This is a genomic window from Urbifossiella limnaea, from assembly GCF_007747215.1.
Taxonomy (GTDB): Bacteria; Planctomycetota; Planctomycetia; order Gemmatales; family Gemmataceae; genus Urbifossiella; species Urbifossiella limnaea.
Genome location: NZ_CP036273.1, coordinates 3168766 through 3182749, shown reverse-complemented (window position 1 = coordinate 3182749; position 13984 = coordinate 3168766). Strand labels below are relative to the sequence as shown.

At 71.6% G+C, this 13984-nt stretch carries 7 protein-coding genes; all 7 read left to right on the top strand.

All coding sequences use genetic code 11. The annotated features are described in order from the left end of the window. The first annotated feature begins 6 nt into the window (after positions 1-6). The 7 genes from ETAA1_RS13020 to ETAA1_RS12990 are packed head-to-tail and all read left to right on the top strand — an operon-like array spanning position 7 to position 13961. On the top strand, positions 7-2172 hold the full coding sequence (locus ETAA1_RS13020; protein ID WP_145238688.1) for an AAA family ATPase: 2166 nt from the start codon (positions 7-9) through the stop codon (positions 2170-2172). A gap of 22 nt (positions 2173-2194) precedes the next feature. Next, positions 2195-2449: a hypothetical protein gene (locus tag ETAA1_RS13015; RefSeq protein WP_238389482.1), complete on the top strand. Its 255-nt coding sequence runs from the start codon at positions 2195-2197 to the stop codon at positions 2447-2449. Between the two features lie 10 nt (positions 2450-2459). After that, positions 2460-5939, top strand: a complete 3480-nt coding sequence (locus tag ETAA1_RS13010) for a hypothetical protein (RefSeq protein ID WP_145238680.1) — start codon at positions 2460-2462, stop codon at positions 5937-5939. Positions 5940-5981: 42 nt separating this feature from the next. Continuing rightward, on the top strand, positions 5982-9377 hold the full coding sequence (locus ETAA1_RS13005) for a hypothetical protein (RefSeq protein ID WP_145238677.1): 3396 nt from the start codon (positions 5982-5984) through the stop codon (positions 9375-9377). Beyond that, a complete protein-coding gene (locus tag ETAA1_RS13000) occupies positions 9374-9601 on the top strand; it encodes a hypothetical protein (RefSeq protein WP_145238674.1) in 228 nt (75 codons plus the stop codon). Before ETAA1_RS13005 ends, ETAA1_RS13000 begins: the two co-directional genes overlap by 4 nt. Before the next feature lie 15 nt (positions 9602-9616). Next, positions 9617-10567, top strand: coding sequence for a glycoside hydrolase family 16 protein (locus tag ETAA1_RS12995; RefSeq protein ID WP_145238671.1), 951 nt, complete (start codon positions 9617-9619; stop codon positions 10565-10567). A gap of 46 nt (positions 10568-10613) precedes the next feature. Further along, a complete protein-coding gene (locus ETAA1_RS12990; protein ID WP_145238668.1) occupies positions 10614-13961 on the top strand; it encodes a PVC-type heme-binding CxxCH protein in 3348 nt (1115 codons plus the stop codon). Positions 13962-13984: the final 23 nt, after the last annotated feature.

Below are 13984 nucleotides of genomic sequence, written 5' to 3'. Positions count from 1 at the left end.
CAGCCCATGAACCTGGTCGAGAACCTCCTGCCGAAAGACCTGTCCGCCGACCAGGCGGTCGAGGCGGCGTACGCCCAGGAGCTGGCCGAGGTCGCCGGCCGGCTCGTCCGCGGGCTGCCCGTCCTCATCGAGTGCGACAAGGAACTCGCCCCGTACCTCTATCTGAACCTGCGGACCCGGCTGAAAGAGTTCAAGCTCCAGTGCCTGTACCTCGACGGCCGCACCCGCGACGGCGCGACCCAGGGGGCGGTGCAGCAGGGGCTCATCGGCACGATGATCGGCCAGCTCCGCGACGCCGTCCGCGGCGCGGTCGAGCGGCGCGTCGTGGTGCTACCGCACCTCGACCTGCTGACCACCAGCCAGGGCGGACTCACGGGTGAGGCGCGGGAGGTGATCCCGCTGCTGTACGAAAACCCGGAGCTTGTGTGGCTCGGGTTCAAAGACCCGTCGTTCCCGCTCCCGAAGGTGATCGAGAACCTGTTCCCGCACTGGGTCAGCATCCTCGGCATCTCGCGCACGAAGCTGAAGCACCTCGTCACGCAGAAGGAGTCGCGGAAGTTCGGCAAGACGTTCTCGCCGCTGCAGCTGTACAAGTACGTGTCCGGCGTCAACGCAGTGCGCCTGCGGAAGCTCCTGAGCACGCTGGACGGCGAGGACTACCCCGCCGACCCGAAGCGGGCCTACACGCAGTTGCGGCAGGCCACGCTGTCCGGCGCGATGGAGATTCCGACCGTCGATCTGGACGCCGACATCGGCGGCTACGCCAAGGTGAAGCAGCGGCTGAAGGCCGAGATCCTCGACGTGCTCCGCAAGCGCGACGCCGCGACCGACGCCGACGACGTGGCCCGGCTCGAAGAACTGATCCCGCGCGGGATGATCTTCTGGGGGCCGCCCGGCACCGGAAAGACGTACTTCGCCAAGGCCATCGCCGCAAGCATCGGCGCGGCCATCACCGTGGTGTCCGGGCCGGAACTGAAGAGTAAGTGGGTCGGCGAGTCGGAGGAGAACCTGCGGCAAATCTTCCACAAGGCCCGGCAGTCGGCCCCGTCGATCATCGTGTTCGACGAGCTGGACTCGTTCGCCACCGCCCGCGGCACGTACACCGGCAGCGGCGTCGAGCACTCGATGGTGAACCAGCTCCTCACCGAAATGGACGGCTTCCACAAGGACGAACTCGTCTTCGTCGTCGGCACCACGAACTTCGTCGAGAGCCTGGACCCCGCCCTGCTCCGCCCCGGCCGGTTCGAGTTCCACCTCCACATTCCCTACCCCGACGACGACGACCGCAAGGACATCCTCGCCATCTACGACCGCAAGATGCGGCTGAAGATGACGGACGAGGCACTCGACTACTCCGTCCGCCGGACCGGCGACAACTACATGACGCCGACCGGCACGCCGTTCAGCGGCGACCACCTGAACGCCCTGTGCCGCGCCGTCGCCCGGTTGCGGATGCGCGACGAAATCACCGACGCCACCACGCCGAAAGTCATCGAGCGGGCGCTGTCCGAGTTCGAGGACAAGGTCGAGCTGGCCGACAACGACGCCGCCATGGTGTCGACCCACGAGGCCGGGCACTTCGTGTGCGCGATCTTCTGCCCGAACCACCCGCCGCCCGAGAAGGTGACCATCCAGAGCGACATGCCGTGGGCGCCGTTCTTCACCGCGTTCAAGCACGACAAGCGCCGCATCGGCCACAGCCGCAACGAACTCCTCGACATCCTCACGGTGCTGTACGGCGGCATCGAGGCGGAGCGGCTCGTGCTCGGCGACGTGTCCACCGGGGCGAGCGGGTTCGGCAACCCGCGCTCCGACCTGGCCCGCGCCACCGAGCTGGCCAGCGTGTTCGTCGATACGCTCGGCATGAGCAGCCTGGCCGCCCCGCTCCGCACGTTCCGCGACAAGGACGGCCGCCGCGAGGTCCTGTCCGCGTCGCAGGCCGAGGCCATCGACCGGCAGGTGAACACGCTCATCGTGCAGTGCCAGGCCCGCGCCGCGGCCATCCTGAAGAAGCACAAGGCCGACCTGGTTCGGGTCCGCGACGAGTTGCTGGAGAAGAAGACGATCGAGGGCGGGCGGGTGGCCGAGATCGTCGCCGAGCTGCGGGCCAAGTTCCCGGCCGACGTGGGCGCCCCCGGCCCGGCCGTGCCCGACCCCGCCAAGCCGTCCTGACCCGGAGCCCGCCGTGGCGACCATGACCATCCTGCTCCGCCGCGACCCGGACAGCGGCAAGCAGAACATCATCGTGAAGCTCGACTCCGACCCCGACGCCCTGCCGGTCGAGCACGAGAACCTGCACCGCACGCTCGTCGAGAAGCTCGTCGGCAAGGGCGTCAACGCCGAGGACCTCGGCGAGATCGTGATCGTGCGCGAGCCGGCGCGCGAGCCGGCCGCGCCGGCCGCGGAGCCCGACGCCCCGCAGCGGCACAAGTCCAGCAACCCCGGTTGACCCCCGTCGCATGATCCTGCACTTCCCCGACCCCGAAGCCGTGCGCCTGGCCCTCACCACCGGGCTGGTCCCCGCCGACGTCACGCTCGCCCCCGCGGCCGTCAGCACGGACGCGCACGGCCGGCTGTACGTCGAGCCGACGCAAAGCATCTCCAAGACGACGCTCAAGGTGCTCGACCGGCTCGGCGTTAAGGGCTCGAAGCGGCACGGCTCCGACGACATCCGCAAGGTCGGCAGCTGGGTCGAACTCGTGCCCCTGGCGAAGGAGTCGGGCACGCCCGAGGTGGCGAGCGGGGCCGCGGTGCTGTTCGAGCTGCCGAGCGCGGACGACCTGCCGGCCGTCGTCACGGAACTGCTGCGGCTCGGCAACGACCGCCAGGGCTTCCGCTGGTTTGCGGCCGACGGCGACGACCGCCGCGTGCTGCTCCGCGTGATCGGCCCGCCGTACTACACGCTGCTGCGGGCGCTCGACGGGCCGGCCGGCGGGATGCGGGCGTACCTCGAACGCGCGCCGCGGGTGTGGGTCGAGCTCGGCTACACGCACCCGCTCGCCGCGCAGCTCCGCGTCGCCGAGGGGCAGTTCGCGCTGCTGACCGCGCCCGCGACCTGGCAGTTCCTCGACGCCGCCCCGTTCCACGACGTGTACGAGCTGACCGAGTTCCCGCTGCCGGCGGCGCCGGTGGCGTGGGAGCCCGCCCCGACCCCGGAGCCGGTGTCGGTGCCGCTCCGCCTCACCGCCGGCAATGCGGCCGACGTGGCCGAGTTGTGGGTGCTCCGCGACGACCCCGTCGGCCAGCTCGACGCCCTCGTCCGCGACGCCGACGAGCGGCTGACGCAGCGGCTGATGTTCGCCGTCGCCGCGGCCGCCGACGGCACCCGCGTCGCGGTGCTGCGGACGCGGCCGTCCAAACTCGCGCCGCCGGAGTTGGCGCTGGAGAAGGCCGTCGCGTTCAAGCCGTACTGGAAGCTGCCGAACCTGTTCCTCCCGGTCGGCCGTCGGCTCCACCCGCAGCTACGGCGCGACGCCGTCCGTCGGCTCCTCGCCGACGACCCCGACCGCGTCGTCTGGCTCTACCCTTCGGGCGCGTCCGGCTTCACGCCCGAGAGCGTGCCGGACGCGGCGTTCCGGTCGCTGGAGGACTGGGTCGATTACGTCATCGAGGCCGAGCAGGCGCCGCTCGCGGCGTGGATCGGGGCGACACGGTTCGACTTCGAACACTTCGTCTGCACCGACGCCGGCGGCCCGCCGCCGAAGCCCGACAAATCGAACCGCGAGCCGACCGCGAAGGACAACGTGCCCGTCCCCGAGCCAGCCGCCCCGAAAACGAAGGCGACGCGCCCGAAGCTGGTGAAGCCCGAAGCAACTTCCTACGTCGCGCCGGCGCCGGAGGTGGTGGCGCCGAACGAGTGGAAGCTGCGGGCGAAGGAACTGGCCGAGGAGTTCCTGGCGGTCGAGGGGCCGCTCGACTCCGCGGAGCGGACGGCCCTGTGGCCCAAACTCGCGGAGGCGTTCAGCCGCGCCGGCGATGCCACCTCCGACGCCGCGGTGTGCTGGTTGAACGCGCTGTGGGAGCACGGCGAGCCGCACCCGGAGTGGGAGGCGGCGTGGGCCGCGGCCGAGTTCCCGCAGCTGGCCGGCCGCCCGGTCGGCCCCGCCGAGCTCGACGCGAAGCTGAAGGGCAGCTCACCATCGGTCGCGGAACCGCGGGCGGCGGTGGCGGCGTTCCTGGCCGCGTCGTCGCGGTCGCCGCTGCCGGAGTGGCTCGCGACGCGGCTGCCGGCGGTGCAGAAGTACGTGGACGCGCACCAGGAGGCGCTGCCGATCCGCGCCGTGTGGCTGGCCGCGGCCAGGCTGGCGAAGCTGGCGGGCGGCGACCAGAAGGGGCTCGCCCGCGCCCGCGACCGGCTGCTCGAACGACTCCTGACACAGGGGCTGCGGGCCGAGCGCGACCTGCCCGGCTTCCTCCGCTTCGCCGGCCTGCGGGACGCGGAGCGAATGGTAGCGGTGCGCGAGAAGGCGCTCGACCTGCACGCCGCGGCGCGGGCGTGGGTCGGCCACCACCCGCCGACCGTGCCCTACGTGGACCTGTTCTTCGCCTTCGCCCTCGCACGGCTCGGCGAGGCGGCCGCCGCGAAAGAGTTGGTGGACGCCGCCGGGCGTGTGATGGTCCGGCCGGTGCCGGAGGACTGGCAGCTCAACAAGAGCTTCGACGCCGTCGCGGCGTCGGTCACGGCCGGGTTCCTGCACGGCGCGTTCGCCCACCGCGTCGCCGACGCGGCGGCCGGCAGGCCGCACGCCGGGCCGCTGCCGACGCCCGTCCTCGACGCCCTCGACGCGATCGTACAGAAGGGCAAAGTGGAGATGAGCCGGCGACAGGGGGAGAAGTCGGACAACCCGTTCAAGACCTCGACGCACCACATCGACAAGATGCGCGAGGTGTCGCGGGTGGTGGACCCGGAGGAGTCGCGGGACGCCTACGTGATGTTCAACACCGCGTACTCCGACCCGCTCCGCAAGGAACTGCTGACGCTGGCCCAACTCCGCGAACCCGCCCGGCTGGCGGACAAGGTGCGGAAGCTGGCGCGCGAGGGCTTCCCCGGCAAGGAACTCCGGGAAGTCCACTTCTACCTGCTCCACGAAGCGTTACCGCTGGCCGGCCGGGCGGGCGAGGCGCTCGCGGCGGAACTCCTGCGGCTCGTCCCCGGCGTACTAGCCGGCCTCGCGGCGAAGCCCCCGGCGGCGGGCGAACCCGCGGACGTGCTCCGGCGGCAGGGCGAACTCGTCGAGCGGGCCGTGTTCGCCGCCGCACACTTCGGTCGCACCGATCTCCTGCGGCCGGTCGTGGACGGGTTCGCGGCGCTGCTCCGGTCCCGCCCCGAGGAGGCGCGGTACAAGCTCATCAACATCGTCGCCGGGGCGTTCCTCCGCGGCCTGAAGCGGCTCGGCCTCCGCGACGAGGTCGATCGGTTTCTCACGCGCCTCCAGGCGGAGGTCCTTCAGGGCGCGACGCCGGACGCCTTACGGCGAAAGTTCTCGGCCCGGCCCGACAGCTGGTCCGCGGCGCTGCAAACGCTCCTGACCCTGGCCGGCGGGCAGCTGACGTTCGGCATGATCGACCGTGCCGTACCGCTACTCGACGTGGCCCGCGAGGAGCTGCTCGGCGGCAGGTGGGTGAAGAACACTCTGATGGCGAAGCCGCTCGCGGAGTTGCTCCGCGCCTACGTCGCCGCCCTCGGCCACGGACCGGCCGAGCTGGGCCTCGGGCGCATCGGCGAGCTCTTCCACCGGTTCGAGGGGAAGAACCTGGGGAACTCCTGGACCGGGAATTCGGCGTTCTCGCTGTTCCACGTGCGGGTTATCGAAGAAGTGGTGTGGGCGCTGGTGAGCGACGAGTTCGCCCTCGGGCCGACCGGGAAGAAGTGGCTGGACGACGACGAGTACCTGGTCCGCAAGCGGGTCCACGCCGACCTGCACCGGGCCGGGGCGTGAGCCGGCGTTGGCCGGGCGCCCTTTTCGAGCTACATTCCAGTCATGCCGGCGCTCTTCTTCCCGAACCCCGACGCCCTCCGGCTGGTGCTCGCCAGCGGGGTGCTGCCGGCCGCGGTGACCGCCGCCCCGGCCCGCGCCGGGTGGGACGCCCTCGGCCGCCTCTGGGTCGAACCTGCCGCCCCGATCCCGCAATCGACGCTCGCCGCACTCGGCCGCTTCGGCGTGCAGACGCTCGGCGGCGGTCACCCCACCCCCGAACAGGTCGGCGGCTGGGCCGAGCTCCTGCCCCTGCGACCCGCGACCGGCCCGCTCGGTAACCAAGTGCTGTTCGAGCTGCCGGACGAACTCGTCGGTCGATTCCTTCGCGCACTCTCCCGCGGCGGGCCGCGGCCCGTCGGCGTGCGACAACTGCCCGGCGAGGACCGGCGGACGTGGGTCCGCTGCGAGAACCCGCCGGCCGACCTGGTCGATCGCGCGACCGAACCGGGAGTCGAGCTGTTTACCGAGCAGGCCCGCGGCGTTTGGGTAATCGCGGGGTGGGAGCACCCGTACCCCGACGGCTTCACGTTGCCGCCGGGCCACGTCCTGCTGCTGCGGCCGCCGCGGTCGGTCACGTTCCATGCCGGCGTCCCCGACCCCAAACTCGAGTCGTTCGCCGTCGCCGGCCCCGCAACCGCGCGGCCGCCGGATCGCGTACTACCCCGCATCGAGGTCCGAGTCCGGCTGCGTCGGTCGGCCGAGCCGGCGGAGCCGCAGTTGTGGGTGGTGCCGAACGCCGACGCCGAAGCAGTGCGGCAGCTCTGCCGGGAAGCTGCGGAGCGCACGCTAGCGGGGTACGAGGTGGCCGTCTGCCGGGACGGGCTCGTGGTCCGGTGCGCGGGCCCCGCCGCTGGGCCGCTGCCGATTCTGCTCAGGGGCTATCAGCCGGACCCGCTGGCGGCCGGGTGCTTCGTCCCGGCCGGTCACGCACTTCACCCTCCGCTCCGCCCGCGTGAGTTGGCCCGGTTGCTGAACATCCGCGACGATCATCTCACCTGGGCAGACGCCGCCGGCGCGGAACTCGTAACGCGATCCGTCCCGCGCTCGGCGTTCCGGCCGCTCACGGGCTGGGTGTCGTACACCGCCCCGACCGCCACGCCGCTGGTCGCTTCGGGCGTGTGGCCGGACCCGTTCGCTCTCGCCGGGTTCGATGCCGACACGCCGGACGAAGCCGACGACACGACCCTCGACGAGGTCGAACTCGCGCCCCTGCCGGCGTACCCACTGGACGAGTCGCAGCTCGATCCGGCTGCGCACGGCGGGTGGCTGTCCCGCACGCTCGGCCGGCTAGCCGCATGGCGACCCGCCAAACCCACGGCGCCGCGGCCGAGCGCGGCGGCGGCAACGAGGCCGGCGAGTCCGGCGGCGTCGGTCGATGTCCTGCTCCACGGTGCCGACCGCGCCGCCCGGCGACAGCAACTCGAGGCCCGGCTCGTGCGGTCAGTTCACCGGCTCGGCCCCGAAGAGCGGGCGGCGGCGTGGGCGGAACTCGCCGGCGTGTACGGGGCGACCGGGAACGCCGGGGATGCGGCGGTGTGCTGGGCGAACGCCGCGTGGGAGGCCGACGCCCCGCCGACGGACTGGCTCGACGAGTGGTACGCGGCCGAATGTCGCTCCGCCCGCCGCCCGCCGGCCGAGCCGCTCGAGCGGTTGCTCGCCGACCCCGGCCGCGTCGGGGTGGCCCGCGTCGTGGCCGCGTACACCGCCCGCGCCGCGTTCGCGGCGCAGCCGCCGGCCGAACTTATCGGCGAGTTGCCGCGCGTGCTCGCGCTGCTGGACGAGCGGTTCGACGACCTGCCGGCGCGGTCCGCGTGGCTGGCCCGGCGTGGGGCGACGCGGCTGAGCGGCGGCGACGCCCTCGGGCTGGCCCGGTGGCGCGACCGACTCGTGGCCCGTCTCCGCGAGAAGGGACCGGGGCTCGACCTGGACGGGCCGTCGTTCCTCCGCTTCCACGGCACCGCGTCGCCCGAGCGGTTCCGCACCGCCCGCGACTGGCTCGTCCGCGTCAAGAAGCCCGTGGTGGACTGGGTCGAACGACTCGGCCCGGCGGGCCGGCTGCGGGCGGTCGGCATCGACCCCGAGACCGAATGCACGGCCGCGTACGCGCAGCTGATGCTGGCGTGGGGGCTCGGCTGCCTCGGCGAGCGGTCGCTGTCCGTGGACTGGGCGGCGCGGGCGCGGAAGGCGCTGGGCCGGGCCGCGGGGCCGGGCGTCGAGCCGGAGACGCACGCGGTGCTGTCCGGCCTGTTCGCCGACCGCATTCGTGGTGTGCAGGACGGCCGCCCGCCGGCCGGCGGCATCCCGGCCGACCTGCTGCCGCGGTACGACGCCCTGCCGCTGCTCGCGCGCCACGCCGTGGACCGGCTCCGCGACCACTCGCGCGTCCTGGAACCGGTCCGCGAGGGCGTCGGCTTCCGCGGGTACGACGTGCGCCCGGTCCGCGGCACCGACCGGCTCGGCGAACGGTTACAGTTGCTCGCGGACAACACCGACCCCACCACGAGCCGGCGGGAGGCCCGCGAGTTACTCGACGTCTGCGCCGCGGACCCGTGTTCGGCCACCGTGCCGCGCGTGGCCCTGACGCTGCTCGACGCCTCCGGTCGGCTCGACGAAGGGGCCGTCCGCGAGACGCTCGGCCACGTCGTCCCCGCGGCGACGTGGTTCGACGCCTGGCTTCAGGTCGGCCGGTGGACGGAGGCCGAGCGCGTCGACCGACTCCCGAAGTACCTGGCCCGGCTGTTCGTCGGCGCCGCCGGGGCCGCGGCGCGGTACGGGCTCGCGGCAGAACTGCGGCCCGTGGCCGACTACCTGGCCCGCCACGCGGGCGCCCAGGCGACCGTCCGCGCCGCGCTCGTTCGCTCCGCGAGGCCGGTGTTTCGGGCGTTCCACAAGCTGGGGATGTCGGCCGATTCGGCGGCGATTCTGGACCGACTCGACCCCGACCGCGGCAACTGGCCCGCCGACGCCCCGCTGCCGCCGGCGCGGCTCGGCATCGCGGTCGGCTGGTTCGCCGCCGGCGACGACGACGCCGCGACCCGCCTCCTCGACGACGCCCGCCGGCGCCTCCTGTTCGCGCCGAAATCGGACGACGACCGCGACCGTACCGAGCTCGCCATCGGCTACGCCGACGCGCTCGGGTTCGCCCCGCCGCGCGTCGCCCTGGGCCGGCTCGAAGAACTGTTCCAGCAACTCGACCGCGTCTCCACCACCGGCTCCACGAACCGCTACTTCACGCTCAAGCCGCTGGAGTTGGTGGACACGGTGGTCCGCGCCGTGGTCACGGACGACTTCGCCCTCGGCCCCGCGGTCCGCGGCTGGCTGGCCGACGACGAGTTCCTGATCCGCCGCCGCATCCACCGCGACATGGCCGCGGCCCGGCGCGACGGGGCGGGCGAATGACGCCGCCGTTCGCGTGCCTGCCGCCGGTGTGTAGGCTGCTGGCGAGCCTGTGTCTGGTCGGCCTGGTGCTGGTACTCGGCGGCATGGTGAAGGACCCGCCGCCCGACCCGAACGCCCCACCGGCGCCGCCGTCCACCTTCCCCGGCTGGTGGGTCACGCTGCTCATCTTCGCCGCGGTCGCCGCGCTCATGGGGTTCATCGGCCTCATCGCGGCTCCCGTTTAACTCCCGGAGTTTCCCGTGCGCCGCCTCCTCCTCCTTGCCCTTGTCGCGGGCCTTTTCCCCGCCACACCCGGCGACGCGCAACCCGCGGCCGACTGGAAACAGAGCTGGGCCGACGAGTTCGACGGCACCACGATCGACCCCGCGAAGTGGGACTTCGACCTGGGCAACGGGTTTTTCAACTACGACGCCAACCAGTGGATCAGCGGCTGGGGCAACAACGAGCTGCAGTACTACACGAAGGAGCCGAGCAACGCCTTCGTGAAGGACGGCCACCTGCACGTCCGCGCGGTGAAGGAGTCGCTGCACGGCTGCGGGTACACGTCGGCCCGGCTGCGGTCGAAGAAGCGCGACGGCACGGCGCTGTTCGCCCAGAAGTTCGGCAAGGTCGAGTTCAAGGCGAAGCTGCCGACCGGAAAGGGCGTGTGGCCGGCGCTGTGGATGCTGCCGCAGGACGACAAGTACGGCCCGTGGCCGACCTCCGGCGAGATCGACGTGATGGAGGCCCGCGGGCAGGAGCCGACCAAGGTGCTCGGCACGCTCCACTACGGGTCGCGCTGGCCGGCGAACACGCACACGAGCCGCGAGCACGTCTTCCCCGCAGGGCAGACCATCGCCGACTGGCACGTCTACGGCGTCGAGTGGGAGCCGGGCGAGTTTCGGTGGTCGGTCGATGGCAAGGTCTACGGCTCGCACTCGTTCTGGTGGTCGAGCGGCAAAGTGGCCGGTACCAAGGGCGTGAACCCCACCGCGGAATCGGACCTGCTGCCGTGGCCGGCGCCGTTCGACCAGCCGTTTTACCTCATCATGAACGTCGCCGTCGGCGGCCAGTTCCTCGGCAACCCCGACCGCAACACCCCGTTCCCGGCCGAGATGCTGGTGGACTACGTCCGCGCCTACGACAAGGCCGGCGGGTACGGGCCGCCGAAGCCGCGCGGGCCGGGGCGGTTCCCGTTCACGAAGTCGTGAGGTACACTAAGCCGCGAACCCTCCCGCCCGCCGGAGCCGTCCCTTTATGCCCCTCCCGAAGCTGGCCCGCGCCGCCGCGCTGTTCGCGGCCGCGGTCGCATTCTCGGCCTACGCCCCGTCCGGGGCCGACGCCCAGAAGAAGAAGGCCGAGCCCAAGCAGACCGCCGACCGGCCGAAGCGGCCCGAGCTGCCGCCGAGCGCGCTGCCGCTCGCGCTGCTGCAAGGCGAGCGGATTGCGCTCGTCGGCAACAGCACGGCCGAGCGGATGAACCTGTTCGGGAACTTCGAGGCGATGCTGCACAAGCGGTTCGCCGACAAGCAACTCGTCGTCCGCAACTTCGGCCGCCCCGCGGACGAGGTGGCGATTCAGCAGCGCTCCGGCGACTACACCAAGATCGACGACCCGCTTTACGCCTTCGGGCCGGACACGTTCCTGTGCTTCTTCGGCTTCAACGAGTCGTTCGCGGGCAAGGACGGCGTCGCCAAGTTCGAGCAGGACTACGAGCGGTTCCTCGACGACTACAGCCGGAAGTACCAGCGCGACAGCAGCGGCAGCAAGCCGCGCTTCGTGCTGGTGTCGCCGGTCGCCTTCGAGGCGCCCGACCCCGCGCTCGGCATCACGCCGACGCTCCCGGTCGATCAGCGCTTCCTGCCGTCGGGCAAGGCCGAGAACGACAACCTGAAGCTGTACGCCGCCGCGGTGAAGGCCGTGGCCGACCGGCGGAAGCTGGCGTTCGTGGACGCCTTCGCCGACACCCTCGCCATGTTCCAGGCTCAGCCCGGACTCCAGTTCACCATTAATGGCTGCCACCTCAACGAGGACGGCGACCTGTTCCTCGCGGCGCTACTGTACGGCAAGTTGTTCGGCGGGCCGCCCCCGGCGATCGACGCTCGGTTGCGGGCGGCGGTGGTGGACAAGTCGTTCGTGCACCAGCAGGACTACCGGATGCTCAACGGCTGGTACGTCTACGGCGGCCGGCGGACCTACGACACCGAGACGTTCCCGAAGGAGTACGCCAAGCTCCGCGCGATGGCGGCCGTGCGCGACCGCTACGTCTGGGACATCGCCGCCGGCAAGGCGGTGTCCGCGGGCGTGGACGACAGCAAGACCGGCGAGCTGTTCACCCCGCCGACGCGGTTCGGCCAGCCCGGCCAGAAGTACAGCGAGAACCCCGGCGAACTGAAGTACCAGACGCCGGAGGAGTTTGTCCGCACCGCGGCCGTCGCCCCGGGCATGCGCATCATCCCGTTCGCGGACGAGACGAAATTCCCCGAGCTGGCCAAGCCCGTGCAGCTCGGGTTCGACAGCAAGGGCCGGCTGTGGGTGTCGTGCATGCCGAACTACCCGCTGTGGAAGCCGGGCGACCCGAAGCCGAACGACAAGCTCGTGATCCTGGAGGACACCGACAAGGACGGCAAGGCGGACAAGAGCACCGTCTTCTACGACCAGCTCCACTGCCCGACCGGATTCGAGTTCTGGAACGGCGGCGTGCTGGTGATGGATCAGCCGCGCATCCTGTGGCTGAAGGACACCGACGGCGACGGCAAGGCCGACCTGGTGGTTCACCTGTTCGACGGCTGGGCGAGCGACGACACGCACCACCGCGGCGGCTGGGAGTGGGGTCCGGGGGGCTACCTCCACCTGCTCGAAGGCATCGCCATGAGCACCACGCTGGAGACGCCGTTCGGGCCGCACCGCAGCCAGGGGGCGGGCGGCACGTACGTCATCGACCCGCGGAACCAGAAGGTGCGGCAGTTCAGCCTGCCGGGCATGTACAACATGTGGTGCTACGTGTTCGACGAGTGGGGCCAGGGGATCGTCGGCGACGGCACCACCGCCAACCAGACGTGGGACACGCCGCTCTCCGGGGCGCAGTTCAGCGGCCGTAAAGGCATCAACTTCATCCTCCCCAACGGCGAGCGGCCGAACCTCGGCAGCGAGTGGCTCGTGTCGCGGGCGCTGCCGGACGAGGTGCAGAAGCAGTTCACCTACGCCTGCGTCATCAACCTGAACGGCCTGCCGCGCTACACCATGAGGGACGACGGGGCCGGGTTCATGGGCACCCGGGTGAAGGGGGCCGACGGCAAGAACTCGGACCTGGTGAAGTCGCCGGACAAGCACTTCCGCCCGGCCGACCCGCACATCGGGCCGGACGGCGCGCTGTGGTTCGGCGACTGGGCCAACGCCCTCATCGGCCACATGCAGTACAGCCAGCGCGACCCGAGCCGCGACCACACCCGCGGCCGCGTCTACCGGCTCATCGGCGTGGACAAGCAGCCGCTGACGCCGGTGACGCAGTTCGGCAAGACGGTGCCCGAGTTGCTGAACCAGTTCACCGAGTACGAGTGGCGAACGAGGTACAACGCCCGCCGCGAGCTGCGCGACCGGCCGACCGCGGAGGTGCTGGCCGGCACGTCGCAGTGGGTAGCGAAGCTCGACCCCAACGGGAAGGACTTCGAGCGGCTACGGACGGAGGCGCTGTGGGTGCAGCAGGGTCACCACGCCGTACAGCCGGAGCTGCTGAAGGCAGTGCTCGGGTCAAAGGCCCACGAGGCCCGCGCGGCGGCGGTTCGCGTCGCGGCCGACGACCGCGGCTACATCGCGGACGCGCTGCCGATTCTCAAGGCCGCGGCGACTGACCCACACCCGCGCGTCCGCACCGAGGCGCTGCGCGGGCTCAGCTTCTTCAACTCGACCGAATCGACGGACGCCATGCTGGCGGCGGCGCGGATGCCGCTCGACTACTGGACGAAGTACACGCTCGAAGCGTCGCTGGGGGCCACCGAGGCGACGTGGCGGCCGACGTTCCTGGCCGGGAAGGTGAAGGACAACAAGGCCGCGGAAGAACTAATGGTCGGCATCCTGGCGTCGTCGAAGGCCGGCGGCGCCGCGGCCCCGCACCTGCGGATTCTGCTGTCGGCGGAGCCGCAGCCGGCCGAGGTCAAGAACCGCGCCATGACCGCACTCGCCGGCCTGAAGGGGAACGCGACCAACGGCCGGGCGGTGTTCACCCGCGGGTGTATCGCGTGCCACAAGGTCGGCAACGGCGACGGCCAGGACTACGGCCCGAACCTCGCCGGCGTGGCCGCGAAGATGCCGCGGACCAAGATCATCGAGTCGATCATCGACCCGAACGCCGAGGTGGACGCCAAGTACGTGTCCACCCGCATCGTGACGCTCGACGGCAAGACGGTGACGGGGCTGCTCGTGACCGAGAACAAGACCGACCTGACGATCTTCGACGGGATGATGCGGCGGGTGATCCGCCTGGACGACATCGACACGCGGGTGGCGCTGAAGCAGAGCAGCATGCCCGAGGGGCAGGCCGCGGCGATGGCGCCGTCGGAGTTCGTGGACCTGATCGAGTATCTGGATTCGCTGAAGCAGAAGTAACAACGTAGCGCCAGGCGAGCCGG